This window comes from Bradyrhizobium zhengyangense, from assembly GCF_022012555.1.
GTDB lineage: Bacteria > Pseudomonadota > Alphaproteobacteria > Rhizobiales > Xanthobacteraceae > Bradyrhizobium > Bradyrhizobium zhengyangense.
The window spans coordinates 239,557-265,339 of the sequence record NZ_JAKLTZ010000002.1; the positions used below are offsets into that span (position 1 = coordinate 239,557).

General features: G+C 63.9%; 28 protein-coding genes. 11 read left to right on the top strand and 17 right to left on the bottom strand.

Features of this window, described 5'->3' with window-relative positions:
* Window positions 1–24 precede the first annotated feature (24 nt).
* On the top strand, window positions 25–1,341 hold the full coding sequence (locus L6639_RS06390; protein WP_237859909.1) for a mechanosensitive ion channel family protein: 1,317 nt from the start codon (window positions 25–27) through the stop codon (window positions 1,339–1,341).
* Between the two features lie 121 nt (window positions 1,342–1,462).
* Entirely contained in the window at window positions 1,463–2,281 is an 819-nt protein-coding gene (gene map / locus L6639_RS06395; RefSeq protein WP_237859911.1) for a type I methionyl aminopeptidase, read from the top strand.
* Between the two features lie 18 nt (window positions 2,282–2,299).
* Here map and L6639_RS06400 read toward each other — a convergent pair whose 3' ends face one another.
* From L6639_RS06400 to L6639_RS06410, 3 genes are all read right to left on the bottom strand, one after another.
* Window positions 2,300–3,220, bottom strand: a complete 921-nt coding sequence (locus L6639_RS06400) for a sigma-70 family RNA polymerase sigma factor (protein ID WP_276575768.1) — start codon at window positions 3,218–3,220, stop codon at window positions 2,300–2,302.
* Between the two features lie 62 nt (window positions 3,221–3,282).
* The gene (locus tag L6639_RS06405; protein ID WP_237859913.1) at window positions 3,283–3,723 is read right to left on the bottom strand and encodes an antibiotic biosynthesis monooxygenase family protein; all 441 of its coding nucleotides are present in this window, start codon (window positions 3,721–3,723) and stop codon (window positions 3,283–3,285) included.
* Between the two features lie 101 nt (window positions 3,724–3,824).
* Complete coding sequence (locus tag L6639_RS06410; RefSeq protein ID WP_237859915.1) at window positions 3,825–5,069, bottom strand: serine hydrolase domain-containing protein; 1,245 nt, start codon at window positions 5,067–5,069, stop codon at window positions 3,825–3,827.
* Window positions 5,070–5,305: 236 nt separating this feature from the next.
* Here L6639_RS06410 and radC point away from each other — a divergent pair, with 236 nt between their 5' ends.
* Window positions 5,306–6,019, top strand: a complete 714-nt coding sequence (radC, locus tag L6639_RS06415) for a RadC family protein (RefSeq protein WP_237859917.1) — start codon at window positions 5,306–5,308, stop codon at window positions 6,017–6,019.
* A 22-nt stretch (window positions 6,020–6,041) separates the two neighbouring features.
* Entirely contained in the window at window positions 6,042–6,179 is a 138-nt protein-coding gene (locus L6639_RS06420; RefSeq protein WP_237859919.1) for a bestrophin-like domain, read from the top strand.
* 25 nt (window positions 6,180–6,204) lie between these two features.
* On the opposite strand, the gene L6639_RS06425 is transcribed toward L6639_RS06420, so the two are convergent.
* The gene (locus L6639_RS06425) at window positions 6,205–6,609 is read right to left on the bottom strand and encodes a VOC family protein (protein ID WP_237859921.1); all 405 of its coding nucleotides are present in this window, start codon (window positions 6,607–6,609) and stop codon (window positions 6,205–6,207) included.
* Between the two features lie 139 nt (window positions 6,610–6,748).
* Here L6639_RS06425 and L6639_RS43040 point away from each other — a divergent pair, with 139 nt between their 5' ends.
* Window positions 6,749–6,880, top strand: a complete 132-nt coding sequence (locus L6639_RS43040; protein ID WP_271608057.1) for a hypothetical protein — start codon at window positions 6,749–6,751, stop codon at window positions 6,878–6,880.
* 77 nt (window positions 6,881–6,957) lie between these two features.
* Here L6639_RS43040 and L6639_RS06430 read toward each other — a convergent pair whose 3' ends face one another.
* The 3 genes from L6639_RS06430 to L6639_RS06440 all read right to left on the bottom strand — a co-directional run bounded on the left by L6639_RS06430 (window position 6,958) and on the right by L6639_RS06440 (window position 8,196).
* Window positions 6,958–7,263 (bottom strand): hypothetical protein, encoded by a 306-nt coding sequence (locus L6639_RS06430; RefSeq protein WP_237859923.1) that lies wholly within the window; start codon window positions 7,261–7,263, stop codon window positions 6,958–6,960.
* Between the two features lie 142 nt (window positions 7,264–7,405).
* Window positions 7,406–7,726 (bottom strand): hypothetical protein, encoded by a 321-nt coding sequence (locus tag L6639_RS06435; protein ID WP_237859925.1) that lies wholly within the window; start codon window positions 7,724–7,726, stop codon window positions 7,406–7,408.
* Window positions 7,727–7,821: 95 nt separating this feature from the next.
* Complete coding sequence (locus L6639_RS06440; protein ID WP_237859927.1) at window positions 7,822–8,196, bottom strand: hypothetical protein; 375 nt, start codon at window positions 8,194–8,196, stop codon at window positions 7,822–7,824.
* 259 nt (window positions 8,197–8,455) lie between these two features.
* On the opposite strand from L6639_RS06440, the gene L6639_RS06445 reads away from it, so the two are divergent.
* The gene (locus L6639_RS06445; protein ID WP_237859928.1) at window positions 8,456–9,856 is read left to right on the top strand and encodes a peptidoglycan-binding protein; all 1,401 of its coding nucleotides are present in this window, start codon (window positions 8,456–8,458) and stop codon (window positions 9,854–9,856) included.
* A gap of 133 nt (window positions 9,857–9,989) precedes the next feature.
* Here the strand turns inward: L6639_RS06445 and L6639_RS06450 are convergent, their stop codons facing one another.
* The 7 genes from L6639_RS06450 to L6639_RS06480 form a co-directional block, all read right to left on the bottom strand.
* A complete protein-coding gene (locus L6639_RS06450) occupies window positions 9,990–11,261 on the bottom strand; it encodes an RNA polymerase sigma factor (RefSeq protein ID WP_237859929.1) in 1,272 nt (423 codons plus the stop codon).
* A 31-nt stretch (window positions 11,262–11,292) separates the two neighbouring features.
* Window positions 11,293–11,700 (bottom strand): YciI family protein, encoded by a 408-nt coding sequence (locus tag L6639_RS06455; protein ID WP_237859931.1) that lies wholly within the window; start codon window positions 11,698–11,700, stop codon window positions 11,293–11,295.
* A gap of 125 nt (window positions 11,701–11,825) precedes the next feature.
* Complete coding sequence (locus L6639_RS06460) at window positions 11,826–12,518, bottom strand: protease inhibitor Inh/omp19 family protein (protein WP_237859933.1); 693 nt, start codon at window positions 12,516–12,518, stop codon at window positions 11,826–11,828.
* On the bottom strand, window positions 12,518–13,507 hold the full coding sequence (locus L6639_RS06465; protein WP_237859935.1) for a 2-hydroxyacid dehydrogenase: 990 nt from the start codon (window positions 13,505–13,507) through the stop codon (window positions 12,518–12,520). The genes L6639_RS06460 and L6639_RS06465 overlap by 1 nt, the downstream gene beginning before the upstream one ends.
* Window positions 13,507–14,325 (bottom strand): ABC transporter permease, encoded by an 819-nt coding sequence (locus L6639_RS06470; RefSeq protein ID WP_237859937.1) that lies wholly within the window; start codon window positions 14,323–14,325, stop codon window positions 13,507–13,509. The genes L6639_RS06465 and L6639_RS06470 overlap by 1 nt, the downstream gene beginning before the upstream one ends.
* The gene (locus tag L6639_RS06475) at window positions 14,322–15,152 is read right to left on the bottom strand and encodes an ABC transporter ATP-binding protein (protein WP_237859938.1); all 831 of its coding nucleotides are present in this window, start codon (window positions 15,150–15,152) and stop codon (window positions 14,322–14,324) included. Before L6639_RS06475 ends, L6639_RS06470 begins: the two co-directional genes overlap by 4 nt.
* A gap of 11 nt (window positions 15,153–15,163) precedes the next feature.
* Window positions 15,164–16,186, bottom strand: coding sequence for an ABC transporter substrate-binding protein (locus L6639_RS06480; protein ID WP_237859940.1), 1,023 nt, complete (start codon window positions 16,184–16,186; stop codon window positions 15,164–15,166).
* 139 nt (window positions 16,187–16,325) lie between these two features.
* Between L6639_RS06480 and L6639_RS06485 the strand changes: the two genes are divergently transcribed.
* The 4 genes from L6639_RS06485 to L6639_RS06500 all read left to right on the top strand — a co-directional run bounded on the left by L6639_RS06485 (window position 16,326) and on the right by L6639_RS06500 (window position 21,325).
* On the top strand, window positions 16,326–17,132 hold the full coding sequence (locus L6639_RS06485; protein ID WP_237859944.1) for a creatininase family protein: 807 nt from the start codon (window positions 16,326–16,328) through the stop codon (window positions 17,130–17,132).
* A gap of 139 nt (window positions 17,133–17,271) precedes the next feature.
* Window positions 17,272–17,535 (top strand): hypothetical protein, encoded by a 264-nt coding sequence (locus L6639_RS06490; protein ID WP_237859947.1) that lies wholly within the window; start codon window positions 17,272–17,274, stop codon window positions 17,533–17,535.
* 430 nt (window positions 17,536–17,965) lie between these two features.
* Window positions 17,966–19,897, top strand: a complete 1,932-nt coding sequence (locus L6639_RS06495; protein ID WP_237861293.1) for a carbohydrate porin — start codon at window positions 17,966–17,968, stop codon at window positions 19,895–19,897.
* A 129-nt stretch (window positions 19,898–20,026) separates the two neighbouring features.
* Entirely contained in the window at window positions 20,027–21,325 is a 1,299-nt protein-coding gene (locus tag L6639_RS06500) for a hemolysin family protein (RefSeq protein WP_237859949.1), read from the top strand.
* A 22-nt stretch (window positions 21,326–21,347) separates the two neighbouring features.
* On the opposite strand, the gene L6639_RS06505 is transcribed toward L6639_RS06500, so the two are convergent.
* The 3 genes from L6639_RS06505 to L6639_RS06515 form a co-directional block, all read right to left on the bottom strand.
* Entirely contained in the window at window positions 21,348–21,590 is a 243-nt protein-coding gene (locus L6639_RS06505) for a PilZ domain-containing protein (protein WP_194465759.1), read from the bottom strand.
* Between the two features lie 85 nt (window positions 21,591–21,675).
* Window positions 21,676–23,298 carry an FMN-binding glutamate synthase family protein gene (locus L6639_RS06510; RefSeq protein ID WP_237859951.1) on the bottom strand — a complete coding sequence of 541 codons (1,623 nt, stop codon included), beginning with the start codon at window positions 23,296–23,298 and terminating at the stop codon, window positions 21,676–21,678.
* 474 nt (window positions 23,299–23,772) lie between these two features.
* On the bottom strand, window positions 23,773–24,546 hold the full coding sequence (locus L6639_RS06515; protein ID WP_237859953.1) for a ferredoxin--NADP reductase: 774 nt from the start codon (window positions 24,544–24,546) through the stop codon (window positions 23,773–23,775).
* A gap of 372 nt (window positions 24,547–24,918) precedes the next feature.
* On the opposite strand from L6639_RS06515, the gene L6639_RS06520 reads away from it, so the two are divergent.
* Window positions 24,919–25,749, top strand: coding sequence for an ATP-grasp domain-containing protein (locus L6639_RS06520; RefSeq protein WP_237859955.1), 831 nt, complete (start codon window positions 24,919–24,921; stop codon window positions 25,747–25,749).
* The last annotated feature ends 34 nt before the right edge of the window (window positions 25,750–25,783 follow it).

Consider the following 25,783-nt stretch of genomic DNA (forward strand, 5'->3'; position numbering starts at 1 on the left):
CGACCGCTTCCCCGAGACCACCAAATGGACATGGACCTCAAAGACCTCATGGAGTTCGTGCAGACGACTGCGCGCAGCGTGGGAGCGGAGATCTCCTCGCCCTGGTTCTACCTGCAATTCGGGCTGATCCTGGCGGCGGCCGGGATCGCCTATGCGGCGGACGCCGGCGTTCACAACCGCGTCGACATGAGCTCGGTGGCGAACCGCTGGCCGCTGCCGCTCCGGCACTTCGCCCGCGTGATGGTCTCGAGCGCCTCGACGGCGGTGTTCACGCTGCTGGTGATCATCTCGCGGGTGGTGATGTATCACGCGACCTGGCCGAGCCGCTCCTATCTCCTGATGGTCGCCGCCAAGCTGGGGCTCGCCTGGCTCGCGATCCGGCTCGTCACCTCGGTGCTGCGCAATGCCTTCTTCGTCAGGCTGGTGTCGATCGTGGCCTGGTTCGTCGCCGCGCTGTCCATCCTCGGCCAGCTCGACAGCACGGTCGACCTGCTCGACTCCTACGCCATCGTGCTCGGCGGACTCAGGCTGACGCCGCTGCTGCTACTCAAGGCCGGCGCACTGCTGATTTTCGCGCTCTGGCTCACCAACATCGCCAGCAATTTCGCCGAGAGCAAGATCAACTCGACGACCGATCTGACGCCATCGGTCCAGGTGCTGCTGATCAAGATCATCCGCATCGGGCTGCTTGCGGTCGCGATCGTGATCGCGCTCGGCACTGTCGGCATCGACCTCTCGGCGCTTGCGGTGTTCTCCGGCGCGGTCGGTGTCGGTATCGGTATCGGCCTGCAGAAGATCGTCGCCAACTTCATCTCCGGCATCATCCTGCTCGCCGACAAATCGGTGAAGCCGGGGGACCTCGTCACCATCGGCGACAATACCGGCCGCATCAGCGCGATGAAGACGCGCTATATTTCCGTCGCCGCCGGCGACGGCCGCGAATTCCTGGTGCCGAACGAGGACCTGGTGACGCAGAAGGTCGTCAACTGGACCTATACCGACAAGAACACGCTGGTGAAGATCACCTTCGGCACCAATTACGACGCCGACCCCAAGCTGGTCTGCAGGCTCGCGATCGAGACCGCCTCCGCCCATCCGCGCGCGCAAAAGGGCAAGCCGCCGAACTGCCTGCTGACCGAGTTCGCGGAGGCCGGCATGAAGTTCTCGCTGACGCTCTGGCTTGCGGACCCCGACGGCATGGATGCCGTCAAGAGCGACGTGATGCTGGCGCTGTGGGATGCCTTCAAGCGCGAGGGCATCCGGGTTCCCTACCCCGTCCGCGAAATCCGCGTCCGCGGCGGGGCGCTGCCGGTCGAAACCACCGTAGAAGTCCCGAATTGAGCCTGCTTTCGGGCGCATGGCGGGTAAGCCAAGCTTGCACCAAGGCCCGCAATCATTAAATTAGGGCCTGAAATCAAGCCTTTCCGCCCGTAACGGGCCCGAGCCAGAAGAACCAGCCCGCATGAGCTACGTCGAAGCCACCGATACCTCCCTGCGCAAGACCGGACAGATCAAGCTGCATGGGCCGGCCGCCTTTGCCGGCATGCGCAAGGCGGGTGCTCTGGTGGCGAAGTGCCTCGACGAGCTCACCGACATCGTCGGCCCGGGCGTGCCGACCGACCGTATCGACGAGTTCGTGCGCGACTTCGCCTTCAGCCACGGCGCCTATCCGGCGACGCTGATGTATCGCGGCTATCGCTATTCAACCTGCACCTCGCTCAACCACGTGGTCTGCCACGGCATGCCCGGCGACCGTCCGCTGAAGGAAGGCGACATCGTCAACATCGATGTCACCTTCATCGTCGACGGCTGGTACGGCGATTCCAGCCGGATGTATGCGGTCGGCCCGATCGCGCGCAAGGCCGAGCGGCTGATCGAAGTGACCTATGAAGCGATGATGCGCGGCATCGCCGCCGTGAAGCCCGGCGCCACCACCGGCGACATCGGCCACGCTATCCAGAGCTTCGTCGAGCCGCAGGGCATGAGCGTGGTGCGCGATTTCTGCGGCCATGGTCTCGGCCGCATGTTCCACGACGAGCCGAACATCATCCATATCGGCCGGCCCGGCGAAGGCGTGCAGCTCAAGCCCGGCATGTTCTTCACCATCGAGCCGATGATCAATCTCGGCAAGCCGCATGTGAAGATCCTGTCCGACGGCTGGACCGCTGTGACGCGCGATCGCTCGCTGTCGGCGCAGTTCGAGCACTCGGTCGGCGTCACCGCCACCGGCGTCGAGATCTTCACGCTCTCGGAGCGGCATGGCGAGAAGCAGATCGGCTGATCTGCTTCCACCTCGACTTCATCGGTCCAGCGTGAACAGCTCTGCGCCTTCGATTGCGTAATGCGCGAACAGAAAATCCCTGATGTTGACGATGCTGCCGTTTTCCCAATCGAGGAGGACGAAGTAGCGCGGCGGACCTGAGGGATCCTGCGGATCGAACATGATGATCGCAGGGCGCCGATCGACGAAGCCCGGGACGCAATGCCAGGGGCTGGTCTCGGCATAGCGCCCGAAATATTCGCTGACGTCGCGGCGGCCGGCCCGGCGCGTCCGGTTGACCATCTCCAGCCGCACATCGTCGGCCAGCATGTCGCGCAAGGACTCGAAATCGCGCGCGTTGAAGCGCTCGACATAGTGTGTCAGGCGGGCGCGTTCGGCGGTCTCGAGTTCAGGAGGCCTGACGTCGTCGGGCTCCGCCGCGAGTTCACGCAGGCGAACGCGGCCGCGTTGCAGTGCGCCCTTGGTGGCCGCAACGCTCCCGCACATGATGCTGCAGACCTCGTCGACGGAATATCCGAGCACGTCGCGCAGGATGACCGCGCTGCGCTGCGCCACCGGCAGGCGCATGAAGGTCCCGAGGCTCGCGGTGACGGTCTCGCGTTCGGTCACGGGGCTGGTCAAAGCGGGGATCATGTCCAGATCTTCATCGGCGTGAGCAGCGTTGTAGCGGGCGCGCCGGCGCAGGAAATCCAGCGCCGAATTATGGGCGATGCGGAACAGCCAGCCTTCCGGATTGTCCAGCGGCTCGGTCCCCGGTGCGGCCTCGAACGCCTTGAGCAGCGCCTCCTGAAGCACGTCCTCGCCGTCGATAACGGAGCCCGTCATGCGCGCGCAGTAACGATGCAGCTGCGGCCGCATCTCCACTGCAAGGCGTTCGAGAGCCTGAAGGGCGGTTTGTCGGACCGCCCCCGCACCATTGCCGGTCACATCGTCTGCCAAGCCAGGCCTCCCGTCATCCGTACGCGTGATACGTCAACCGAGATCGCAGCGCCACACGCAGGTCAGGCGTGATTGACCTCGACGACCTCGCACAGGATGGTCTCGGCCTTCGCAATCGCGGCGAGGCGCTGGATGTAAGGCGCGAATTTCGGATCCTTGCGGAAATTCTCGATATCCTCGGCGTTCCGCCACTGCGAATAGTTGATGGCGCGGCCGCCCTCCTTGCCGGCGTGCACGCTGGACGAGATGAAGCCGGGCTGCTTGCTGAAGAAAGTCTCCGTGCCCTCTTTCAGGAGCTGGACCAGCTTCTGCTGGTTGTCAGGCTCGACCGTGAAGACGTTGACGAGGGTGGTGATGTCGCTGCCGGTGCGGATGGTGGCTTCCATGTTGGAACTCCTGGTCTGGCTGTGGGACGGGACGATCTGGGCGGCGAGCAGTGCGCCGGCACCAAGGCCGGTGGCAACGACGACTCGTCGCGATGGCCTGGTTTTGATCTCTGGCATCGAGGTTCTCCTTCGAAGATTGTTCTGGCCGCTCGGCGAGGCCCATACCGCTGAGACGAACGGGAGGTGAAAAGGAAACGGTCGGTGCAGATTTTTTTCGCTCAGCTGCCCTGCCCATAGACCGCGTCACGAATTTCGACCGGGAAAGCACCAAAACCGCCCTCAAGCCCGGTATTGGTGAAGGCGATGACGGTCAGCCTTGCGACGGGATCGACGAAAAAGCTCTGGCCATAGGCGCAGTTGAAGGTCCATGTTCCCGCCCCTTGCGGCGATTTCGCCAATGCGCTGTCCTTCAGCACGAAAGCCCCGTAGCCAAAACCCCAGGCGGGAAGTCCCGTCGGCGTCAGTTCGCCGATCCGGCTGGTCGTCATCCGCTGTACCGTCGACGCTTTCAGGACCGGCGCGCCACCGAGGCGGAGCGCCTCGGCAAGGCGGGCATAATCGCCGGCCGTGCTGACAAGGCCGGCGCCGCCCGACGGAAAGGCCTGATGATCGAGCGCGCGCGAGGGCGAGGCATGAATGATCCCGGGGCCCCGGAAGGGCACAAGATGCGGGTCTGCCATCCGCGCCGGCCCCGGCTTGCCGTCGACGTAGGGCACCGCGAGCCGCGCTCCGTCCTCGACGACGAAGGTCGTGTCACGCATCGCAAGCGGCGTCGTGACCAGGCGGCGGACAGCGTCCGGCAGGGGCTCGCCGGTCGCCTTCGCGATGACGGCGCCGAGCACGTCGGTCGCGAGCGAATAGCCCCATCGCGTGCCCGGCTGGTAGAGCAGCGGCGCGGCGGCGATACGGCGGATCTCCTCGTCGAGCGTGATGTCGGACCGGTCGAGGCCGTCGGAGATTCCGGCACGCTGATAGGGGCTATCAGGCGGCTGCAGGAATCCATAGGAGAGGCCGGCGGTATGAGTGAGCAGATGATGGATGGTGATCTCCGGGATTCTTCCATCCGCGGTCTGCGGCCGGAAATCCGGCAGCCATTTGGTGACGGGGTCCTGCGGATCCAGCACGCCGCGCTCGACCAGCATCATGGCGGCGGCCGAGACGATCGGCTTCGACAGTGAGGCAAGGCGGAACATGGCGTCCTCGCGCATCGGCGACGCGGCCTCGCGATCCGCAAAACCAGCAGCACGGCGATAGACGAAGTCGCCATCCCGCATCACCAAGACGACGCTGCCGACGATGCGCCGCGCGGCTATAGCGCGATCGATCACCCGGTCGAGGCGAGCCTTGCGTTCGTCGGTCTCTGATTTCGCAGGCCGGCTGAGGGTCGGCGCGGCCACGGCAAGGGTCGCGACGGCACTCCGCGCAAGAACTGTGCGGCGTGAAAGACTTCGGAACGGCCACATCGATTGATCTCCATCAGGAGCTCGACCTGCCCGCCGGAGGGCGCGCGGAATATGGGGAGCTCACAGATAGCAAGACGAATGGGCCGGCCGGCTGGAAACGGTGAAGTCGAATTTTTTTGTGAAGCGCGTGAGGCGCCTATCACCGGCCGCGAAAGGACCTCTCTTCGCCACGCGCGGCCGAAACCGCCGCAATTGACGGTTGCAAAAGCGATGATCCGCGGCAATGCTGGCGCGCGATGCCCACCAAGACCGACGCCGACAAGAGCAAGCCCGACGACACGCCGCACTATCTCGGCCATCGCGAGCGGCTGCGCGAGCGCTTCTACAGCGCCGGCGCGGACGCGCTCAGCGACTATGAGCTGTTGGAGATGGCGCTGTTTCCGGCGCTGCCGCGACGCGACACCAAGCCCTTGGCGAAGACGCTGATCAAGGTGTTCGGCTCATTCGCCGAGGTCGTGCATGCGCCGGTGGCACGGCTGCGCGAGGTCGACGGCGTCGGCGAGGCCGCGATCAACCAGCTCAAGCTGATCGCGGCGGCCGCGCATCGCGTCGCCAAGGGCGAGGTCAACAGCCGCAACGCGCTATCGTCCTGGAACGAGGTGATCGCCTATTGCCGCACCAGCATGGCCTTCGCCGACAAGGAGCAGTTTCGCCTGCTCTTTCTCGACAAGCGCAACCAGCTCATCGCCGACGAGGTGCAGCAGACCGGCACCGTCGACCACACCCCGGTCTATCCGCGCGAGGTGATCAAGCGCGCACTGGAGCTGTCGGCGACTGCGCTAATTTTGGTGCACAATCATCCCAGCGGCGACCCCTCGCCATCGCAAGCCGACATCCAGATGACCAAGGCAATCATCGAGATCGCCAAGCCGCTCGGGATTTCGGTGCACGACCACATCATCGTCGGCAAGAGCGGGCATGCGAGCTTGCGCGGAATGCGGCTGATCTGAATATCTGGGATCGGCGATCGCGATGGGCCTGTTCGCGACCGGCGTCGCCACCTCGGTGCTGCTGATCGCGGCACACGACCGTCCGTTCACCGGCCAGATATCGATCTCGCCGGAGCCGCTGCGACAGATCATGCCGGAAGCGCCGGCGGCGCGAAATTGATTGCGACGGGCGCCAGGCTCTCGCCCTAAGCGCGCGCCAACGCGCAGTTCAACATCCATTGCACACCGAAGCGATCGGTGAGCTTGCCGTAATAGTCACCCCAGGGCTGGATGCCGAGCGGCGTGGTGATCGTGCCGCCCTCGGCAAGACGCGCGAACAGATCTGTGGTTGCCTCCTGATCATCCATGATCAGGATATGAGCGGAGCCGCGCATCGGCTCGGCGTCGTCGTTGTCCGATGCATAGAAACAGATGCCGGGGCCTTCGAACTTCGCGTGCATGATCTTGCCCCGCATCGCGGGATTCCGGAGCGGCATGCCGGGCTGGCCATGACGCATGATCTCGGTGACGTTGCCGAGACCGCACGCCGCGTAGAAGGCAAGCGCCGGTTCACACTGGGTCGTGAAAAAGAGATAGTTCGACAGGCGCATATCTCGCACTCCTCGCTTGAATTGCCCCGGCGGCGGAAGCCACGGCCGGCAGCCGCGATCATGCGCGCGCGGCCTCTTTATTGACGGCGTCGCCCGCGCCGTGCGATCGCAATCACGATCGTTATATAACGATCGTGATATGGTCGCAAGCCGCGCAAGCGGATTGTCGTCAACATGGTTCTATGCGGTGGACGGCCTGTGGGGCATCGGCGGCAAGGCCTACACCAATGCCGTGCTTGGCGACGCAGTCACACGGGCCAGCGCCGCTTAAGCAGCGCGATCAGACACAACGATCAGATCAGACATGGCAAGCCGGCGCGTGCGAGACAGCGCCGGCGCGAGATCGCCTCAGTAGCAGTACCTGGGATCGACCGGGACGTAACGGCCGTCCCGGCGCTGCATGTAGCAGCCGCGCTGATAGGCATAATAGCCGGAGCGGCGGCGTTCGCCTTCGGCGGCGATTGCGGCTCCGGTGCCGGCGCCGACGACGGCACCGATGGCCGCACCGCGGCCACCGCCAAGCGCGCCGCCCACAATCGCCCCGCCCACGCCGCCGATGATGGCGCCGCCGACGGCGTCCTGCGCCATCGCGTCATGGACCGGGACGGCCATCGCAACCGAGAAACATACTGCAATTCCAAGGCGTCGAAGCATTCCGAATCCTCCATTTGATCGGGTCAGTCATAGCGTTTGAAGCGATCCCGGGCTAGAAATTTCGCCTGGATTCGGCACACCCCCGATCCTCGCGCCAAAGCGCCTGCCTGTCGCGACACCCATCGACGACCTTTGCACCGCCTCAGATCGAGGGCCCTTTGTCGAGTGTAAATGAGAGCACGATCGCGTCCGGCGTCTGCTTGAATTCCTTGATTACCGCCGCGCGCACGAGGCCGGCGAGATCCCCCAGGGGCTTGGTGTCATAAAGCTTCGGAAACAGGACGGTCACCGATGTGAGGCGTCCATTGTGCCAGTTAAAGCCGACCTGCGGCTTGACGCCGGTCAACTGCTCGAGATCGCCTTCGACCGCCGCGGCCTGACGCATGCCGTCCTTCACGACGGCGACGACATCGCAGGCGGACAACGCAAGGGCGACAACGACGATGACGACGGCTCTGAGCATCGCAGGATCCGGCAAAATTATGCTCTAGGAATGGTTGCATGAATCCTATCATGCAACATGATCCGCGCACCACCGGAAAGAGGCGCTTGCCGCGATCACGGATCGACCCAGCGCTGCACGGCTTCGGCGGTGTCGGCGGGCGTCGTGTTGAAGCAGATCGCAGCCTGCGGCGCCAGCTGATGGACGAGGTTGAGCACTTTCTCGAACAGCCGTAGCCGCTCCTTCGGCTCGCGCAGGCCCGCGCCGATGACGACGCAGTCGAAGCGCTCGTCGCGCAGCGCCGCCGTCACCGCAGCTTCAGCGGTCGCATCGAGATCAATCAGACAGCTTGTGACCTCGTAGCCGAGGCCGCGCAGGCGCAGGAGCTGCGCTTCGATATAGTTGCGCACGAGCGCGGGCGTGAGCTGCGGAAAGGCGCTGTAATCCGCACTGCCGGGTTCGATGCCGATCGCAAGGATTCGCTTGGCCATTGCTAGATTCTCGAGCTGGACCATCCTGATTGCTAACGGACGGCCGCTCGGCCGGTTCCCGCGTTGCGTGTGGGGACGATTGCGTCCTTTGACCGCAACCTTTCGCGCCGCATCTGTAAGTCATTTCACACGCACTCCGGCGATGGCCTGCCACATTTGCCGAACCACACCCAGAGGACGTGCCCGCCCGACGGCAGCACGCGGCTCACGCCTGATTTGCACAACGAACCGATATTTCATCAACTCGCGGGAGCAGGAAATGGTGTCATACGAGAGCCTGAAGAGCGGGTATGAGAGCAACTGGGCCAATCTCCAGATCCGGCCCGCACGACTTGCCGAGGCCAAGGCAACGGCACGCAAGGCCATCAGCGGCAAGGCGACCTACCAGCAGGTCGAGCGGCTGACCGGCGTGCCCTGGTGCTTCGTCGCGCTCTGCCACTATCGCGAATCCAATTTCGATTTCGATACCTATCTCGGCAACGGCGAGTCGCTGCATCGCGTGACAAGCCTCGTTCCGAAAGGGCGCGGCCCGTTCGCCTCGTTTGTCGAAGGCGCCGTGGATGCGCTGAGGATCCAGAACTTCGTCGGCGCGCAGGACTGGTGCATCGCGCGCACCCTGTACCGGCTCGAATGCTTCAACGGCCTTGGCTATCACGCCAAGGGCGTCAACTCGCCTTACCTCTACGGCGGCTCGACCCTGTACGGGCAGCCCGAGGCGAGGGCCGGCAAATTCGTGGCCGACCACGTTTTCGATCCCAACCATATCGATTCCCAGCTCGGCACCGCGGTCATCCTGCACGCGATGATGTCGCAGGATTCCTCGATCAATTTCGACGACAGCCCGTCCATTGCCCCGCATTCCGAGCCCGACGAGGACGAGACGTCGTCGGTGCTGCTGATGCAGCAGACCCTCAACAGGCTCGGCGCCAAGCCGCCCCTGGTCGAAGACGGTATCAGCGGACCGAAGACCAAGGCGGCGGTTTCGCTGTTCCAGCAGCAGAACGGCCTGCAGGACACCGGCTTGCTCGACGGGACCACGATCGCAGCCGTCACGCGCGCAGGGATACAACCGGTCCAGATGCCCACCGTCGATCTGTCCCAGATCCTGTCGCGCCTGGAGAGTCTTGGGCAATTGCTGCAAGGCGGAGGCGCGACCAAGGGAGGCACGACGTCAGGAAATGTCATATCCGGAGGGACGACAGTGGCCAACGATCCGATCGGCCTGCTCGAACGGCTTCTGGCTCTCGCCAACAACGCAGTCCCGACGACTGGACCAACCACACCAGGCGCCCCTGCACCCGCACCTGCCGATCAACTGAAACCGATCGTCGACCTGCTGAGCACCCTTCTCAACAAGGACGGCAAGCCCGTGCTCGGCCAGGTCAACGGTGCGCTTGGCGAGACCATCGGCAAGATGCTCGACGGCAAGAAGACGGCGCTCGGTATCGGCGGCTCGCTCATCACCGCGCTGCTTTCCGCGGTGACCGCAAGCCCCAATGCGGGAGGTCTTGCGGGGCTGTTGGGAACGATCGCGAGTGCGGTGCCGGGCCTGAGCCAATTCGCGCTCCCGATCTCGCTCGCGCTGACCGCGTGGGGCGTGCTCGGCAAGATGGAGAAATGGGCCCAGGGCACCGCGCCGCCGCCCAAGGTGACGACCTGAAGCGCGATGAGATTGGGATGAATCGTCGTCGCGCTTTGGGTTGTTGTTCAAGCATGATCTCCGCGCAAACGCGTTCCGCGTTTGTCGCGAGGGAAAACCGCTGCGCACTTTTCCGGATCATGCTCTGGATAGTCTAAGCGTCGAGGGCGGCGGCGCGGCGCCGCATCAGCACACGCTCGCGTCCGTTGGTCGCAAGATGCGCGGCGGCTTCGAAAGCCTGCCGCGCTTCTGCGAGCCGTCCAAGCTTTTGCAGCAGGTCGCCGCGAACCGCCGGCAGATGATGATAGGTCGCCAGCGCCGGCTCGCCAGCGACTGCGTCCAGCAGGTCGAGGCCGGCTTGCGGCCCCTCGGCCATGCCGACCGCAACCGCACGGTTGAGCTCAATGATCGGCGAGCGCACCAGCAGTGCCAGCTCGGCGTAAAGCTGTGCAATGCGCTGCCAGTTGGTCGCTGCGGCAGTCTCCGCTCTGGCGTGGCACGCCGCAATCGCGGCCTGGAGCGCGTAGAATCCACCGGCGCCTCCGAGGTCGCCGGCGCGTTCGAGCGAATGCAGGCCGCTGCGGATCTGCAACCAGTCCCAGAGCGCGCGATCCTGATCCATCAGCAGAACGGGATCACCGTTCGCATCGGTCCGCGCACGGGCCCGCGAGGCATTCAAATCCATCAGGGCGACAAGGCCGTGCACCTCCGGCTCGTCCGGGGCGAGACCCGCGAGCACCCGCCCCATGCGCAGCGCCTCGTCGCAGAGCTGCGGACGCAGCCATTCCTCGCCATGCGCCGCGAGATAGCCCTCGTTGAAGATCAGGTAGACGACCTCGAGCACCGAGGCGAGACGCTCCGAGAGAGCCTCACCTGATGGCGTCTCATAGGCGAGACCGGAATTCGACAGCGACCGCTTGGCGCGAAGGATACGCTGGGAGATGGTGGCTTCGGGCACGAGATAGGCGCGCGCGATCTCGGACGTGGTCAAGCCGCAGATCATGCGCAGCGCCAGTGCCGCGCGCGCCTCGCGCGACAGGATCGGATGACAAGCCGTGAAGATCAGCCGCAGCAACTCATCGCCGATGTCGTCGTCGAGCGCGGCATCGAAATCGGGCACGATCCCCTGCTCCTGCAACATGTCCCGCGCCAGCATGTCGTGCTTGTCGCTCAGCATCCTGCCGCGGCGCAGATGATCGAGCGCACGGCGCCTCGCGGTCGTCATCAGCCAGGCGCCGGGATTATCCGGGACACCGGTGGCGGGCCACGCTTCCAGCGCCGCCACCAGCGCGTCCTGGGTCAGCTCTTCAGCAAGCGGCACGTCGCGCAACATCCGCGACAGCGTCGCGATCAGCCGCGGCTGCACGATGCGCCAGGTTGCGTGAATCGTGGCACGGACGGCTTGATCGATGTCGGCGGCCGTCATCGCCGCCGACCGGGTGGCGCGCAGGTGGCCATCAGGCGTGAGCGGCTACGGCCGATTTGGCATCAACCTCGCAGGCCCCGTCCACGCCCGGCGTGGCGAACGCCCGCAATTCGCAGGTCCCGTCCCAGCCCGGCATGTGATCGAGGTGCAGCTGCATGAATTCCTTGGCCATGGCCAGGGCCTCCGCCTTGTCGCGCAGCTCGAAAATGGCGTAGCCGCCGATCACTTCCTTGGCCTCGATAAAAGGGCCATCGATCACGCTGAGCTCGCCGTCGACGATGCGCACGCGGGCGCCGGTCGCAAGCGGCATCAGCCCGCCATTGTCGATCATCCGGCCGGCCTTGATTTCCCGCTCGGATATTTTCTGCATGGCCTCCATCAGCGCGGGGCTCGGGCCTTTCATGGGCTGACTGGAGGTGACGATGTACATGAACCGCATGCAAAACTCCTGATAAGGCGAGACACGGCCGGGCCGGCCGCGCGATCAGCTCGCTATCCAGATGACGATCCAGCCGGTGCCGGATCGACATGAGCCCCAGAAAAATTGCGGGACCGGACGGGCCCCTATTGGCGCAGCATGATCAAGGGGTCGGCCGTATCGGGAACCCGCCGCCATTGTGCATTGTCGTCGGCCTCGAACTGCCAGACCTCGCCTGATTTCGACATCAGGATGATCTGGCCGCGCTCGAGCCGCCATTGCGTCGGATTGAACTGGGTGATGGCCGCGTCGCATTTCGGCTTGAGGAAAACCTGGAAATTGTCCTGGTCGGCTTCCGTGTTGGTCAGCGTTATCCCGCAGATCGGCTGGCCATTGCCCCGGACCATCGCCCAGTCGCCGATCATCTGGTCCATCGACTTGGCCATGGAGCGGGCGGCAGCGAGGTCCTGCAGGATGTAGACGCCCTCGCCCTGTCGGAGCCCTTCGAAGATACCGGCCTCGACCTCGGTGAAGTCGATCACGGATTCACCTGATGCATCCTGCAAGCGGACGATATCCAGGCCCTTGACGCTCCAGGCGACGATGTCCTTGGTGAAGGGCAGCGCGGCCTTGCAGGCCGGCTCAAGCTCGAGCTTGAACCCCTGTCCCGCGGCGTCGCCCTTCATCGTGACGACGCAGGTCTTGCTGCGTTCGGTGGTCGAGAGCTCCCACTGCCCGACCATCTCCTTTTTCAGGGTCGTCGCGTCCTGCGCATGCGCGATGCCGATCGCGGCCATGCCGGCCGCGACGGCGAATGCAACGACCCTGAGAATTTGCATCAGCGCCCCTTGAACGGCGTCTCGGCCACCGGCGTCAGCGGCGGCTTGCCGGAGAACCATGATTTGAGGTTGTCGACCACGAGCTGGTCCATGGCGTTGCGCGTCACCACCGAGGCCGAACCGATATGCGGCAGCAACACGACGTTCTGCATGGCCTTGAGCTCGTCAGGCACGTTCGGCTCGGCGGCAAATACATCGAGACCGGCGGCGAGGATGGTGCCTGATTTCAGCGCCTGGACCAGTGCCTGCTCGTCGACGACGGAACCGCGGGCGACGTTGACCAGCACGCCGCGCGGGCCGAGCGCCTTCAGCACCTCCGCATTGATCATCTTGTCGGTAGCAGCGCCGCCGGGCACGATCACGACAAGCGTGTCCACGGCCTTCGCCATTTCGATCAGGTCAGGGTAGTGCTTGTAGGAGACGTCCTTGGACGGATTGCGGGAGTGATAGACCACCGGCACCAGCGAGGCATCGAGCCGGCGCGCGATGGCCTGCCCGATCCGGCCCATGCCGACGATGCCGACCTTGCGGTCGCGCAGCGAGCCGACGCTGAGCGGATAGTTCTGCGTCTGCCAGAGACCCGAGCGCACATAGCGATCGGCCTTGATGAATTCGCGCACAGTGGAGATCAGAAGGCCCATCGCGACGTCGGCGACTTCCTCGGTCAGCACGTCGGGCGTGTTGGTGACGATGATGTTGTGCTCGGCCGCGTATTTGGCGTCGATATGGTCGTAGCCGACGCCGAAGCTCGCCACCATCTCGATCTTGGGCAGCTGCGACAGCGAATCCTTGTCGGCGCGGACGGTGTGATAGGTCACGGCGACGCCGCGGATCTTGTCGCGGATCGCCGGCGTCAGCCGCTCGAGGTCACCGCGCGTCTCGGCCTTGTGCACGACGAAATGATCGGAAAACCCGTTCTCGAGGATCGGCCGCGCCGGCCCATAGATCAAAAGATCGATCTTGTCGGACGAAATCGAACCGGTAGACATCAGTTTTCCTTTCCAAGCGCGCTCTCATGCCAGCGCCGTAAAACGAGGTGGGAAATTAGCGCCAGCACCCCATAGATGACAATCCCGGCCAGCGACAACAACAGCAGCGCTGCGAACATGCGGGGTATGTTCAAGCGATAGCCCGACTCGGCGATCCTGTAGGCAAGGCCCGAGCCGGCACCCGCCGTTCCCGCAGCGATCTCGGCGACGACGGCGCCGATCAACGACAAGCCGCCAGCGATGCGCAGGCCGCCCAAAATATAGGGCAATGCTGCGGGCAGTTTCAGGAAACGCAGGGTTTGGGGCTTGGATGCGCCATAAAGCTGGAACAGGCCGGCGAGATTGCGGTCAACCGAATTGAGCCCGAGCGTGGTGTTGGACAGCACCGGGAAGAAGGCGACGATGAAGGCGCAGACGACGACGGCAGTCTGCTGCTCCAGATAGATCAGCAGCAGCGGCGCGATCGCGATGACAGGCGTCACCTGCAGCACGACGGCATAGGGGAACAGCGAATATTCCACCCATTTCGACTGGTTGAACAACAGCGCCAGCGCGATGCCGCCGATGCTTGCGGCGACAAAACCTTCCAGCGTCGTCAGCAGCGTGGCGGCGAGCGATTGTGACAACACCGCCCAGTCCTTGATCAGCGTCAGGAAGATCGCTGACGGCGCCGGCAACACGTAAGGCGGAATCTCCCTGATGCGAACCACGAGCTCCCAGACGGCAAGGCCCGCCGCGAACACGATGATGGGCAGCACGAAGCGCACCGCGCTTTGCGCGCCCGACGGCTTTGCGGGGACCGGGGCTTGCGCGTTCACAGCGTCGACTGCCCTGAATAAGACGGCGCGAGCGCGGCCGAGACGCGCCGGCAATAATCCGAGTACGCCGCCGAGGTGCGAAACTCCTCGCCGCGCGGCTCGACCGTTTCGATGCGGATATCGGCCTGGATGCGGCCGGGCCGCGCCGTCATGACCACGACGCGCTGCGACAGGTAGACGGATTCGAACACCGAATGGGTGACGAAGATGACGGTCTTGCCAAGGCTGCGCCACAGCGCCAGCAGATCGTTGTTGAGGCGGAAGCGCGTGATTTCGTCGAGCGCGGCGAACGGCTCATCCATGAGCAGGATGTCAGGATCGGTGACGAGCGCGCGGGCGAGCGAGACCCGCATCTTCATGCCGCCGGACAATTCGCGCGGAAACGCATCGGCGAAGTCGGCAAGCCCGACGCTCGCGAGCGCCGCATCGGCGCGTGCCCGCCCTTCGGCCTTCGCGATGCCGCCAAGCTTCAGCGGCAGCCGCACGTTCTCGCGCACGCTACTCCACGGCATCAGGGTCGGCTCCTGGAACACGAAGCCGATGCCATGACCTTGACGAATATGGCCAATTTGCACCTCGCCCTCGTGGCGCGACACCCGCACTGTGCCCGATGATGCTTGGCTGAGCCCTGCAATCAGCCGCAGCGCCGTCGATTTGCCGCAGCCCGAGGGCCCGAGCAGCGAGATGAACTCGCCTTTGCGGACCGCGAGATCGAGCGGACCGAGCGCCATGACGCCGGTGTCGTAGACCTTCGTCACGCCGCGCAGGCTGACGGCAAGCGCCGTCAGGCTGGCCTCGACCGTGGATGAAGGCTTGGCTGACGACATCAACGCTGGCGTTACGGCTTGGCGGGGCGCAGCTCGACGCCGACGCCCTTGTTGACGAAGCGCAACGTGTAGGACTTGCGGAAGTCGAGATCGCCCTTCACCACGCCGGCCTTCACCATCTTGTTGAAGAAGGACGTGTAGCGCTCGTCGCTCATCGCGCCGATGCCGCCCTTCACGCTGTCGCCGGAATCGACGATGCCGTACTCCTTCATCTTGGCGACGGAATAGGCGAGCAGATCGTCGGTCATTTCAGGATTGAGCTTCTTGATCATGGCATTGCCGGCGGAATTGTCGCCATAGATGTAATTGTACCAGCCGACGATCGAGGCATCGACGAAGCGCTGCACCAGGTCCGGCTTCTTCTCGACGATGTCGCGGCGGGTCTCGATCAGCGTCGAATAGGTGTTGAAGCCTGCATCGGCGAGCAGGATGACGTTGGGCTTGAAGCCGCCGGCTTTCTCGACCGCGAAGGGCTCTGATGTAACGTAGCCCTGCATCGCGCTCTTGGGATTGGCGATGAAGGGCTGCGGATTGAAATTATAGGGGCGGACGTTCTTCTCGCTGAAGCCGTATTCGGACTTGAGCCACTGGAAATAGCTGGACATGCCCTCCTTGGAAACGAACAGCGTCAGCGGCTTGAGGTCCTCAAGCTTGGCGACCTTCGCGTCGGGCTGCGACAGCAGCACCTGCGGGTCCTTCTGGAACATCGCGGCGATCGTCACCACGGGAACGTTGTTGGCGACCGCGTCGAACGACATCAGCGTGTTCGCAGCCATGAAGAAATCGATCTTGCCGGCGACCAACAGCATCCGGTTGTTCTCGTTCGGCCCGCCCGGCACGATGCTGACATCGAGCCCGTACTTCTTGTAGGTGCCGTCTGCGACCGCCTGGAAGAAGCCGCCATGCTCGGCCTCGGCGACCCAATTGGTGCCGAAGGTGACCTTGTCCAGGGTCTCGCTGCGCGCCGGCAGGATCGATACCACAGAGGCCAGCAAGCCCGCCATTAACGCTCGCCGCAGATGAGAGGGGCTCATGAATGCACTCCGTCGATCGCTTCTAGCCGATGTGACAACAACACGATAGAACCGCAACACATCAGGGGACGCGAGCCGGCCGGGCCCGCGTCCCCTGATAACCCCAAACTACGTGACAAATTCGGGCAAAGAAACCTTGATGACGCCTTCCCGCGACTGGACCGAGATCCGCTGGACCGACATTGGTCCGACGGAAGCGTCGCGCTGGATCGCGGTGCTGCCGCTGGCGGCGACCGAGCAGCACGGCCCGCATCTGCCATACGAGACTGACGTGCTGATCGGCGAGGCCTATCTGGCGCGCGTGCACGAGCTGCTGCCCGAGTCTCTTCCGGTGACGTTCCTGCCCGTTGAACCCGTCGGCATCTCCACCGAGCATATCGACTATCCGGGCACGCAGACGCTGCCGACCGAGGTGGCGCTGAGGCGCTGGACGGGAATCGGCGAGGACATCGCACGACGCGGCGTGAAAAAGCTCGTCATCATCACCAGCCACGGCGGCAACAGCGCGGCGATGATGCTGGTGGCGCAGGATCTTCGTGCGCATCAAAAGCTGTTCGTGGTGACGACGTCGTGGTCGCGGCTGTCGGCTGCGGACAAGCTGTTCCCATCAGATGAAGTGCGCCACGGCATTCATGGTGGTGCGGTCGAGACCTCGATCATGCTGGCGCGCTATCCCGACCAGGTGCGCGCCAACGCGATCGCGGATTTTCCCGCGAGCAGCATCGCGATGGAGCAACAATATCGCTGGCTCTCGACGCAGCGGCCCGCGCCCTTTGCCTGGCAGGCGCAGGATCTGCACCCGAGCGGCGCGATCGGCAATGCGACGCTGGCGGTGCCGGCGAAGGGCGAGCAGCTGCTCGACCAGGGCGCACGCGCCTTTTGCGAGCTGCTGACTGAGGTCGATAACTTCGACGTGAACAGGCTCGCCAAGGGTCCCCTCGGCTAGCTCTCATCCACCTGAAATCGTTCGAGAAAGAGCCGGAGCGGCGAGTCGCGGCGCGCGCGCTCGAACCTGATCCGGCAAGCCTTCGTCCAATTGGGCACGCGGACCACAACGGACCGCCTCAACCCGGATGGAATTTCACATGTCGATCAAGACCAAGATTGCCGCCGTCGCTCTCGCAGCCCTCACCGTCACCGCTGGTGTCGCGTCAACGACCTCGACCGCTCAGGCCAAGCCGCTCGGCTGGGGCTGGGGTGTCGGCGCCGGCATCGCCACTGCCGCCATCGTCGGCACCGCGATCGCCGCCAGCAACGAACCCTATTACTACGGCTATCACCGCTGCGGCTGGGTCGCCCAGTACAACGCCTTCGGCCAGTACGTCGGCCGCGTTCGTACTTGCTACTGATCTGAGTATTTGAGGCCAATCTTACGTGGATCCTGCGTCCGACACGGGCGCCTCATCCACCCCGTGTCGTGCCCCCGACCCCGCCCGGCTGTCCCCCCGGGCGGGGTCATCCTTTTTCCGCGCCGGGAATTTGTAGCAATACCGTCACATAAGGATGCCAACCATCCGCTGCGACATTCTGGACGAGTTGCTATTGCGAACTATTAGCAATAAGCTCCGAACGAGCGCAGGGCGGGATGAAATCGCGTCGAAACGAGTTCATCTCGTTTGATCGCGTAAACAGCCAAGACCCTGATGACAGGATCGCCGCGAATCGGCAGGGATGTCGGAGCGGCTGGGGTAAATTTGCGTCTTGGGGGCGTGTGTTTTGACGTTGAGAGGTCATCGATATCAGTTGCTGCGGACGGCGGCGGCAATCACCGCCGGCGTGATGGCTCTTCCCGGGGCCTCCCGTGCTGCTGACCTGCCACTGAAGGCACCGGCACCAAAGGCTGTCTACGACTGGACCGGCCTCTATATCGGCGCGCATGCCGGCCTCACCCGCGGCACCTCCTCGGCAACTCTGACCGATCCCACGGTCGCCACCGACAACAACGTCTTCAACGGCGCGACCGGGGGCGTGCAAGCCGGTTACAATTGGCGCTTCAACTCTGGCCTGCTGCTCGGTGTTGAAGGCGACATTTCCTTTCCGAACTATCTGCCCTCCAACCACGTGGTGTCATCGGCTGCGACGGCGCTGTCCGGCGTGGAGGAACGCTGGGACTACGTTGCGAGTCTGCGCGCCCGTCTCGGTTACACCACTGGCAATTGGCTGTTCTATGCGACTGGCGGCGCAGCCTTTGCCGGCGAACGATTTCTCTCGACGCCGACGGGCGGCAACGAAGAGAAGGTGCTGAACACCCGGTTCGGCTGGACCGCCGGCGGTGGCGTCGAATATGCCTTCGCGCCGCATTGGAGCGCGCGGCTCGAATATCTCTACAGCAAGTTCGAGAACGCCAACGTCACCTTCCCGTCGGGCGGGCAATATTCGTCCACGATGGATTTCCAGAGCCTTCGGATCGGGCTCAATCGCAAGATCGATTGGCCGGGGATACCGAGCTACAATCCCAAGTCCGATATCACCGACACCGAATCGAGCCGATGGGAAATCCACGGTCAGTCGACCTTCCTGGCGCAGGGACATCCATCCTTCAGCGCGCCCTATACCGGGCCGAACAGCCTGACGACGTCGCCGGATTTACAAGAGACGTGGAGCAACTCGCTCTATCTCAATGCGCGGCTGTGGGATGGCGGCGAGGTCTATTTCAATCCCGAGCTGTTGCAGGGTTTTGGCTTCAACAACACCACCGGCGCAGCGGGTTTCCCCAATGGCGAAGCGCAGAAATCCGGCTTCCCCTATCCGCACTTCAATGCCTCGCGGCTGTTCGTCCGCCAAACTTTCGGCTTCGGCGGCGAACAGGAAGAGCTTGCCAGCGGCCAGCTCCAACTCGCCGGCAAGGCCGACATCTCGCGCCTCACCTTGCAGGTCGGCAAATTCTCCGTCGTTGACGTATTCGACGGCAATTCCTACGCGCACGATCCGCGCAAGGATTTCATGAACTGGTCGATCTGGGCCTCGGGCGCCTTCGACTATGCCGCCGACAAGCTCGGCCTCGGCTATGGCGCCACCGCCGAATTGAACCAGAAGCAATGGGCGCTGCGCGGCGGCTACTTCCTGATGGACGCCACGTCGAACTCGAACAATTTCGACATGAATGTCGGCCGCCGCGGCGAATATGTCGCGGAACTTGAAACACGCTATTCGCTGTTCGGTCAGCCCGGCAAGCTGCGCACGCTCGGCTTCGTCAATAGCGACTTCTCGGGCAGCTATCGCGAGACGCTGGATAATCCCGCGCTCAATCTCGACATCAGCCAGACCCGCCGCGGCCGCATCAAATACGGCTACGCGCTCAACCTCGAGCAGGCCGTTACCGATGACATCGGCGTGTTCGGCCGCTGGAGCTGGAACGACGGCCGCAACGAGATCATGGCCTTCACCGACATCGACCGCAGCCTATCCGGTGGCGTCTCTGTGAAGGGCACCAAATGGGGCCGACCGGACGACGTCGTCGCCATTGCCGGCGCCGTCAACGGCCTCTCGCAGGACCATCGCGACTTCCTCGCCGCCGGCGGTCTCGGTCCGCTGATCGGCGACGGCGCGCTCAACTACAGGAAGGAGCGCGTGCTGGAAACCTATTACGCCTACGCGCTGAACAAGGCGCTGACATTTACCGCCGACTACCAGCTCATCGTCAATCCTGCCTACAATGCCGATCGTGGGCCGGTCTCGGTGTTCTCAGGACGGCTGCACGGCGAATTCTGAGCACGGCAGTGATCATTCCTGCCCGGTGCGACAATTTGGTCGGAACCGGGCAAAGCGCGCCTCGGGTTCATATATAACGGGCTTGGTCCGGTGTCCGCCGGGCTCATCGGCCTTTCCCCCTTGCGCGCAATGTTATCCGTCGAACTCATCATCGTCGTCGTCCTGATCGTCATCAACGGGCTACTCTCCATGTCGGAGCTGGCCGTGGTTTCATCGCGCCCGGCGCGGCTATCGCTGCTGGCGGCCAAGGGCGTGCGCGGTGCCGAGCGCGCGCTGTCGCTCGCCGCCGATCCCGGAAAGTTCCTTTCGACCGTGCAGATCGGCATCACGCTGGTCGGCGTGCTCTCCGGCGCCTTCTCCGGCGCGACGCTCGGGCAGCGGCTGGCGCAATGGCTGGTCGAGCTCGGCATGTCGTCAGGCATTGCCGATATCGTCGGTGTCGGCATCGTCGTCACCATCATCACCTATGCGACACTGATCGTCGGCGAGCTGGTGCCGAAGCAGGTGGCGCTGCGCGATCCCGAAAGCATCGCGGTCAAGGTCGCGCCGGCGATGCATGTGCTGGCGCGCGTCTCGCTGCCGCTGGTGTTTCTGCTCGACCTTTCCGGCAAGCTGATCCTCACCCTGCTCGGTCGCGGCGGCAAGGCCGAAGAGAAAGTCTCGGAGGACGAGATCCATCATCTCGTCAACGAGGCCGAAAGCGCCGGTGTGCTCGAGCCCGGCGAGAAGGAAATGATCGCGGGCGTGATGCGGCTCGGCGACCGCCCGGTCGGCGCGGTGATGACGCCGCGCACGGAGGTCGACGAGATCGACCTGAATGATGCTCCGGAAGCAATTCAAGCGATCATCGCCAAGAGCCCGCATTCGCGCTTTCCCGTCTCCGACGGCGATCGCGACACACCCATCGGCGTGCTTCAGGCAAAGGATCTGCTGGTCGCGTACATGAATGAGCGCACGCCGGATCTGCGGGCACTCGTCCGCGAAGCGCCGAGCATTCCCGCATCAGCCGATGCCCGCGATGTGCTGGCAATCCTGAGGGTTGCGCCGGTTCACGTCGGTTTCGTCTACGACGAATATGGTGCCTTCGAAGGCGTGGTGACGACGGCTGATATTCTGGAATCGATCGTCGGCGCCTTCCATTCGGAGGAAGGCCCACCGGAGCCGGCCTATGTCAGGCGCGCAGACGGCTCGCTGCTTGTCTCAGGCTGGATGCCGGTTGACGAGTTCGGCGAGCTCCTGAGCGTCGAGCTGCCGCCGCATCACCGCTACAACACGGTTGCGGGCCTCGTGCTGCAACAATTCACCGTGCTGCCCAACGTCGGCGACGCCTTCGACTTCGCCGGCTGGCATATCGAGGTGGTCGATCTCGATGGCCGGCGGATCGACAAGATTCTGGCGAGCCGGCGGGGTGAGGTAGAGACGGGGTGAGCACGAGCTCGCGCCGCCAGCCTCACCCGAACCGCACCCCTATCCGCTTTTCCTTGCGCCACACCACCGTGCAGGGCAGGTGCACACCCTCGGCCTTGATGTTCAGGGTGAAATGCTCGGGAATGCCGACCGGGCTGGTGACGTCGAGGGCGGCGCCGGTGTCGGAGAAATTGCGGACGGTGCAATCGATCGCGCCGCCGCCGAACTCAATGGTTCCGGCCTTCAATACGCGGTGCCTGGCCTTGTTGCGGCGCTCTTCGTCCATCGGGACATTTTACACCCCAAGCTGACACGAAGGTTAAAACAACCCTGATGCAGGCGAATTTACGCCGCTACGGATGCGGGAACCCTCACAACGGCTGGAACGATGCCGCCTGGGCCATCCGCCAGGCGTCGCGGAACCGCGGGTCCTCCGTGCCTTCGAGCAGTTCGCCCGGACGTAGCTCTGGGTAGAGCTGCGCGAAGGACTGCACCTTGGTCGTCGACGTCCGCTGGCTGAAATGGATCGGGCGCAGCTGCTGCGGATGCTCGAGGCCGGCCGCGGCGATCAGCTCGGTCAGCGAGTGCAGCGTGGCGTGGTGATAATTGTGCACGCGGTCGATCTTGAGCGGCACATAGAGCGCGCGCGCCCGGGTCGGATCCTGGGTCGCAACGCCGGTTGGGCAGCGGTCGGTGTGGCAGCTCAGCGACTGGATGCAGCCGAGCGAGAACATGAAGCCGCGCGCCGAATTGCACCAGTCGGCGCCGATTGCCATCGCGCGCGCCATGTCGAAGGCAGTCGCGATCTTGCCTGACGCGCCGAGCTTGATGCGGTCGCGCGCATTGATGCCGATCAGCGCGTTGTGGACGAAATTGACGCCCTCGCGCATCGGCATGCCCAGATGGTCCATGAATTCGAGCGGCGCAGCACCAGTGCCGCCTTCATTGCCGTCGACCACGATAAAGTCGGGGTAGATGCCGGTCTCCAGCATCGCCTTGCAGATCGCCAGAAACTCCCAGGGATGGCCGATACAGAGCTTGAAGCCGGCCGGCTTGCCACCTGAAAGCCTGCGCATCTCGGCGACGAACTGCATCATGCCCGTGGGAGTCGAGAAGGCGCGATGCGAGGCCGGCGAAATGCAGTCCTCGCCCATCGCGACGCCGCGGATCTTGGAGATTTCTTCCGAGACTTTCGCCGCCGGCAGCACGCCGCCATGGCCGGGCTTGGCGCCCTGGCTAATCTTGAGCTCGACCATCTTGATCTGGTCCTGGCTCGCAACGCGCGCGAATGCCTCCGGATCGAAGGTGCCGTCGAGATGGCGGCAGCCGAAATAGCCGGAGCCGATCTCCCAGATGACGTCACCGCCCATCTCGGCGTGATAGGGACTGAAGCCGCCCTCGCCGGTGTCATGGGCGAAGCCGCCCTTCCTGGCACCGGCATTGAGCGCGCGCACCGCATTCGGGCTGAGCGCGCCAAAGCTCATGGCCGAGATGTTGAACACCGAGGCCGAATAGGGCTTCGCACAATCCGGCCCGCCGATGGTGACGCGAAACTTCTCCTCGGCGTGCGCCTTCGGCGACACCGAGTGATGCATCCACTCATAGCCCTCGCGGTAGACATCCTCCTGGGTGCCGAACGGACGCTTGTCGAGCTGCATCTTGGCGCGCTGATAGACCACCGCGCGGGTGTCGCGCGAGAACGGCATGCCGTCCTTCTCGCTCTCGAAGAAGTACTGCCGCATCTCCGGACGGATTTCCTCCAGGAGGAAACGGATGTGCGCCGATATCGGGTAGTTCCGCAGCACCGCATGGCTCTTCTGCATGAGGTCGCGGACGCCGAGCAGCGTGAGCGCGCCGAAGATGCAGATCGGGACCAGCAGGATGTCGAAAATCCTGCGGTCGGCGATGGCGATGCCAATCAGGAGTGCCGTGACGACCGCGCAGATCGTCAGGACGATGAAGCGCGGCGAGAACGGAAGCAGAAGGGTTTCCATGATCCCCTCTTCCGCCAACGGCAAACGTTTGGGCGATTCCTGCGTCTTGTTGTTGTCGGCCACGATTCCCACCCTCTCGCCAGCATCAGGCGGTACGATACGCCCGCACCTGTCATACGGATATGACGCAGCGCTTGTTTCAGGCTAGCGAATTCGGTCGGGATAAATCAATCCACCGAGAGGTTAGGCCTGTTGCACTGCAGCAGTAGCGGCATGGGAGGGGTCGCGGCACCAGCCACAACGGAGCCGTCATCCCCGGGCAAGCGTAAGCGCAGACCCGGGGTCCATAACCACAGGATTTTGTGGTTGGAAGTAAGGTGTCACTCCGGGTCTTCGCATAGCGGCTCCCTGTGGCTATGCGCGACGAGCGAAGGGCTTGCGCGGCGGTCCCGGATCGGCGCGCGCTTTGGGCGCGCTTGCCCGGGACGACGGCGGAGTTTTAGGGCTGGTAGCCCGGCACGACAAGTGCCGGGCTTAGCGCTCGACGAATGCCTTCTCGATCACGAAATGACCGGGCTTGTTGCCGCTTCCCTCGACGAAGTCGCGGCTCTCGAACATCACCTTCAGCTCCTCGAGCATCGCCGGGCTGCCGCACATCATGATGCGGTCGGTCTCGATGTTGAGCGGGCCTTGGCCGATATCGTTGAAGATCTGTTCGGAGTTGATGAGGTCGGTGATGCGGCCACGGTTCTTGAAGGGCTCGCGGGTCACGGTCGGATAATAGATCAGCTTGTCGGCGAGCAGCTCGCCGAACAGCTCGTCCTCGCGCAAATTCGCGACCAGCTTCTCGCCGTAAGCGAGCTCGGAGACCTGGCGGCAGCCGTGCACCAGCACGATGCTCTCAAACTGCTCATAGACCTCGGGGTCCTTGATCAGACTGGCGAAGGGCGCAAGGCCGGTGCCGGTCGAGAGCAGCATCAGCCGCTTGCCGGGGATGAGGTTGTCGGTGATCAGCGTGCCGGTCGCCTTGCGGCCGACCAGGATGGTGTCGCCTTCCTTGATCTTCTGCAGGCGCGAGGTCAGCGGACCGTCCTGCACCTTGATCGAGAAGAACTCGAGCTCTTCCTCGTGGTTGGCGCTGGCCATGCTGTAGGCCCGCAGCAGCGGACGGCCGTCGACCTCGAGGCCGATCATGGCGAACTGGCCGTTCTGGAAGCGGAAGCCGGTGTCGCGCGTGGCGCGGAAGCTGAACAGTGTGTCGGTCCAGTGCTGGACGGAAAGAACCTTCTCTCGGTAAAACGCGCTCATGATTTTCGATATTCCGAATGTCTTGCGGTTTTCGGGCAAAAGCGTTGCCCGGCCCTGAAAACGGGCGGACACCATTGCCATGGCGGAGGATTTCGCGTGTGTGATCTACGCCATTGAGACCAATAATCAACCTCGTTCCGGATGCAATTGATGCCGGTCAAACCGGCATTTGCGGCGGAAATGGTGACATCATTAACGGATCTGCTGTCGGGGCCGCGCAAAGGGCAATTTCTTTTCCCTTCCGGGCGCGAAAGCAGCACTTAATTTCCATCGCGCTCGCGAGAATTTCATTAAGAATAGCTCTGACTTTCACCCCGCGTTGGCGCGATTTCCCGCATTTCTGCGGCTTTTGGCGCCCGGAACGATCAGGATATGGCGACCAGCGAGCGAATCTTCGTCCAGGCGATCAGACGCTATGGCGCGCGCCATGGCATCGACGTGGACGTTCGCGCCGACGGCTGGCTGATCGCAATGCGCCGCGGCGAGATGCGCCGCTTTGCCTTCGGCTACGACATCGGCCTCAACAGCGCGATCGCGCATCGGCTCGCGAGCGACAAATCGGCGACATCAGAGGCGCTGTCGCTCGCTTGCGTGCCGTGCATTCCCCACCATCTCTTCCTCAACCCGAAGCTGGGCAGGAATGTCGTCGGCCCCGACTGGCGAGATGCAATGCTCGAGCTGCTTCGCGCCCATCCGCAAGGCGTGGTCGTGAAGCCGAATGAAGGGACATCGGGGCGCTCGGTGTTCAAGGTGACGATCGCGGCAGAGCTCGACCACGCGGCGGGCGAGGTCTTTTCGATGAGCACCGGGCTCGTGATCTCGCCTTATGTCGCGATCGAGGAAGAGGTCCGTGTGATCCTGCTCGATGATGCGCCCCTCGTTATCTACAGCAAGCGGCGTGGCGCGGACTGGCGGCACAATCTGGATGCCGGCGCCAAACCGGTGTTGCTGGAGGACGGCGAGGCGCGCACGGCCTGCGTGAAGCTCGCGATCGATGCGGCGCGCGCCATCGGCATCACCTTTGCGTCGATCGACGTGGTGCGCGTGGATGGCGACTGGCGCGTGCTGGAAATCAATTCCGGCGTGATGATGGAGGCGCTTGCAAAGCTGCATCCGGAGCTGGTGCAGGCGACGTATGACGCGGCGCTGGATCGGATGTTCGGGGATGTTTCCGCGAGCACCAATCCATCACCGTCACCCTGAGGTGGCCGCTTCTTCAGCGGCCCTCGAAGGGGAC

Excerpts from the sequence above, each read along its gene's own strand:
- L6639_RS06420 (WP_237859919.1), top strand. The coding sequence starts at position 6,042 with ATGGGCCTGTTCGCGACCGGCGTCGCCACCTCGGTGCTGCTGATCGCG.
- L6639_RS06495 (WP_237861293.1), top strand. The coding sequence starts at position 17,966 with ATGGCTCTTCCCGGGGCCTCCCGTGCTGCTGACCTGCCACTGAAGGCA.
- L6639_RS06460 (WP_237859933.1), bottom strand. The coding sequence starts at position 12,518 with ATGCAAATTCTCAGGGTCGTTGCATTCGCCGTCGCGGCCGGCATGGCC.
- L6639_RS43040 (WP_271608057.1), top strand. The coding sequence starts at position 6,749 with ATGGTCGCAAGCCGCGCAAGCGGATTGTCGTCAACATGGTTCTATGCG.
- L6639_RS06485 (WP_237859944.1), top strand. The coding sequence starts at position 16,326 with ATGACGCCTTCCCGCGACTGGACCGAGATCCGCTGGACCGACATTGGT.
- L6639_RS06510 (WP_237859951.1), bottom strand. The coding sequence starts at position 23,298 with ATGGAAACCCTTCTGCTTCCGTTCTCGCCGCGCTTCATCGTCCTGACG.
- L6639_RS06425 (WP_237859921.1), bottom strand. The coding sequence starts at position 6,609 with ATGCGCCTGTCGAACTATCTCTTTTTCACGACCCAGTGTGAACCGGCG.
- L6639_RS06410 (WP_237859915.1), bottom strand. The coding sequence starts at position 5,069 with ATGTGGCCGTTCCGAAGTCTTTCACGCCGCACAGTTCTTGCGCGGAGT.
- map (WP_237859911.1), top strand. The coding sequence starts at position 1,463 with ATGAGCTACGTCGAAGCCACCGATACCTCCCTGCGCAAGACCGGACAG.
- L6639_RS06430 (WP_237859923.1), bottom strand. The coding sequence starts at position 7,263 with ATGCTTCGACGCCTTGGAATTGCAGTATGTTTCTCGGTTGCGATGGCC.
- L6639_RS06520 (WP_237859955.1), top strand. The coding sequence starts at position 24,919 with ATGGCGACCAGCGAGCGAATCTTCGTCCAGGCGATCAGACGCTATGGC.
- L6639_RS06405 (WP_237859913.1), bottom strand. The coding sequence starts at position 3,723 with ATGCCAGAGATCAAAACCAGGCCATCGCGACGAGTCGTCGTTGCCACC.
- L6639_RS06475 (WP_237859938.1), bottom strand. The coding sequence starts at position 15,152 with ATGTCGTCAGCCAAGCCTTCATCCACGGTCGAGGCCAGCCTGACGGCG.
- L6639_RS06515 (WP_237859953.1), bottom strand. The coding sequence starts at position 24,546 with ATGAGCGCGTTTTACCGAGAGAAGGTTCTTTCCGTCCAGCACTGGACC.
- radC (WP_237859917.1), top strand. The coding sequence starts at position 5,306 with ATGCCCACCAAGACCGACGCCGACAAGAGCAAGCCCGACGACACGCCG.
- L6639_RS06440 (WP_237859927.1), bottom strand. The coding sequence starts at position 8,196 with ATGGCCAAGCGAATCCTTGCGATCGGCATCGAACCCGGCAGTGCGGAT.
- L6639_RS06465 (WP_237859935.1), bottom strand. The coding sequence starts at position 13,507 with ATGTCTACCGGTTCGATTTCGTCCGACAAGATCGATCTTTTGATCTAT.
- L6639_RS06490 (WP_237859947.1), top strand. The coding sequence starts at position 17,272 with ATGTCGATCAAGACCAAGATTGCCGCCGTCGCTCTCGCAGCCCTCACC.
- L6639_RS06455 (WP_237859931.1), bottom strand. The coding sequence starts at position 11,700 with ATGCGGTTCATGTACATCGTCACCTCCAGTCAGCCCATGAAAGGCCCG.
- L6639_RS06390 (WP_237859909.1), top strand. The coding sequence starts at position 25 with ATGGACATGGACCTCAAAGACCTCATGGAGTTCGTGCAGACGACTGCG.
- L6639_RS06505 (WP_194465759.1), bottom strand. The coding sequence starts at position 21,590 with ATGGACGAAGAGCGCCGCAACAAGGCCAGGCACCGCGTATTGAAGGCC.
- L6639_RS06435 (WP_237859925.1), bottom strand. The coding sequence starts at position 7,726 with ATGCTCAGAGCCGTCGTCATCGTCGTTGTCGCCCTTGCGTTGTCCGCC.
- L6639_RS06480 (WP_237859940.1), bottom strand. The coding sequence starts at position 16,186 with ATGAGCCCCTCTCATCTGCGGCGAGCGTTAATGGCGGGCTTGCTGGCC.
- L6639_RS06445 (WP_237859928.1), top strand. The coding sequence starts at position 8,456 with ATGGTGTCATACGAGAGCCTGAAGAGCGGGTATGAGAGCAACTGGGCC.
- L6639_RS06500 (WP_237859949.1), top strand. The coding sequence starts at position 20,027 with ATGTTATCCGTCGAACTCATCATCGTCGTCGTCCTGATCGTCATCAAC.
- L6639_RS06450 (WP_237859929.1), bottom strand. The coding sequence starts at position 11,261 with ATGACGGCCGCCGACATCGATCAAGCCGTCCGTGCCACGATTCACGCA.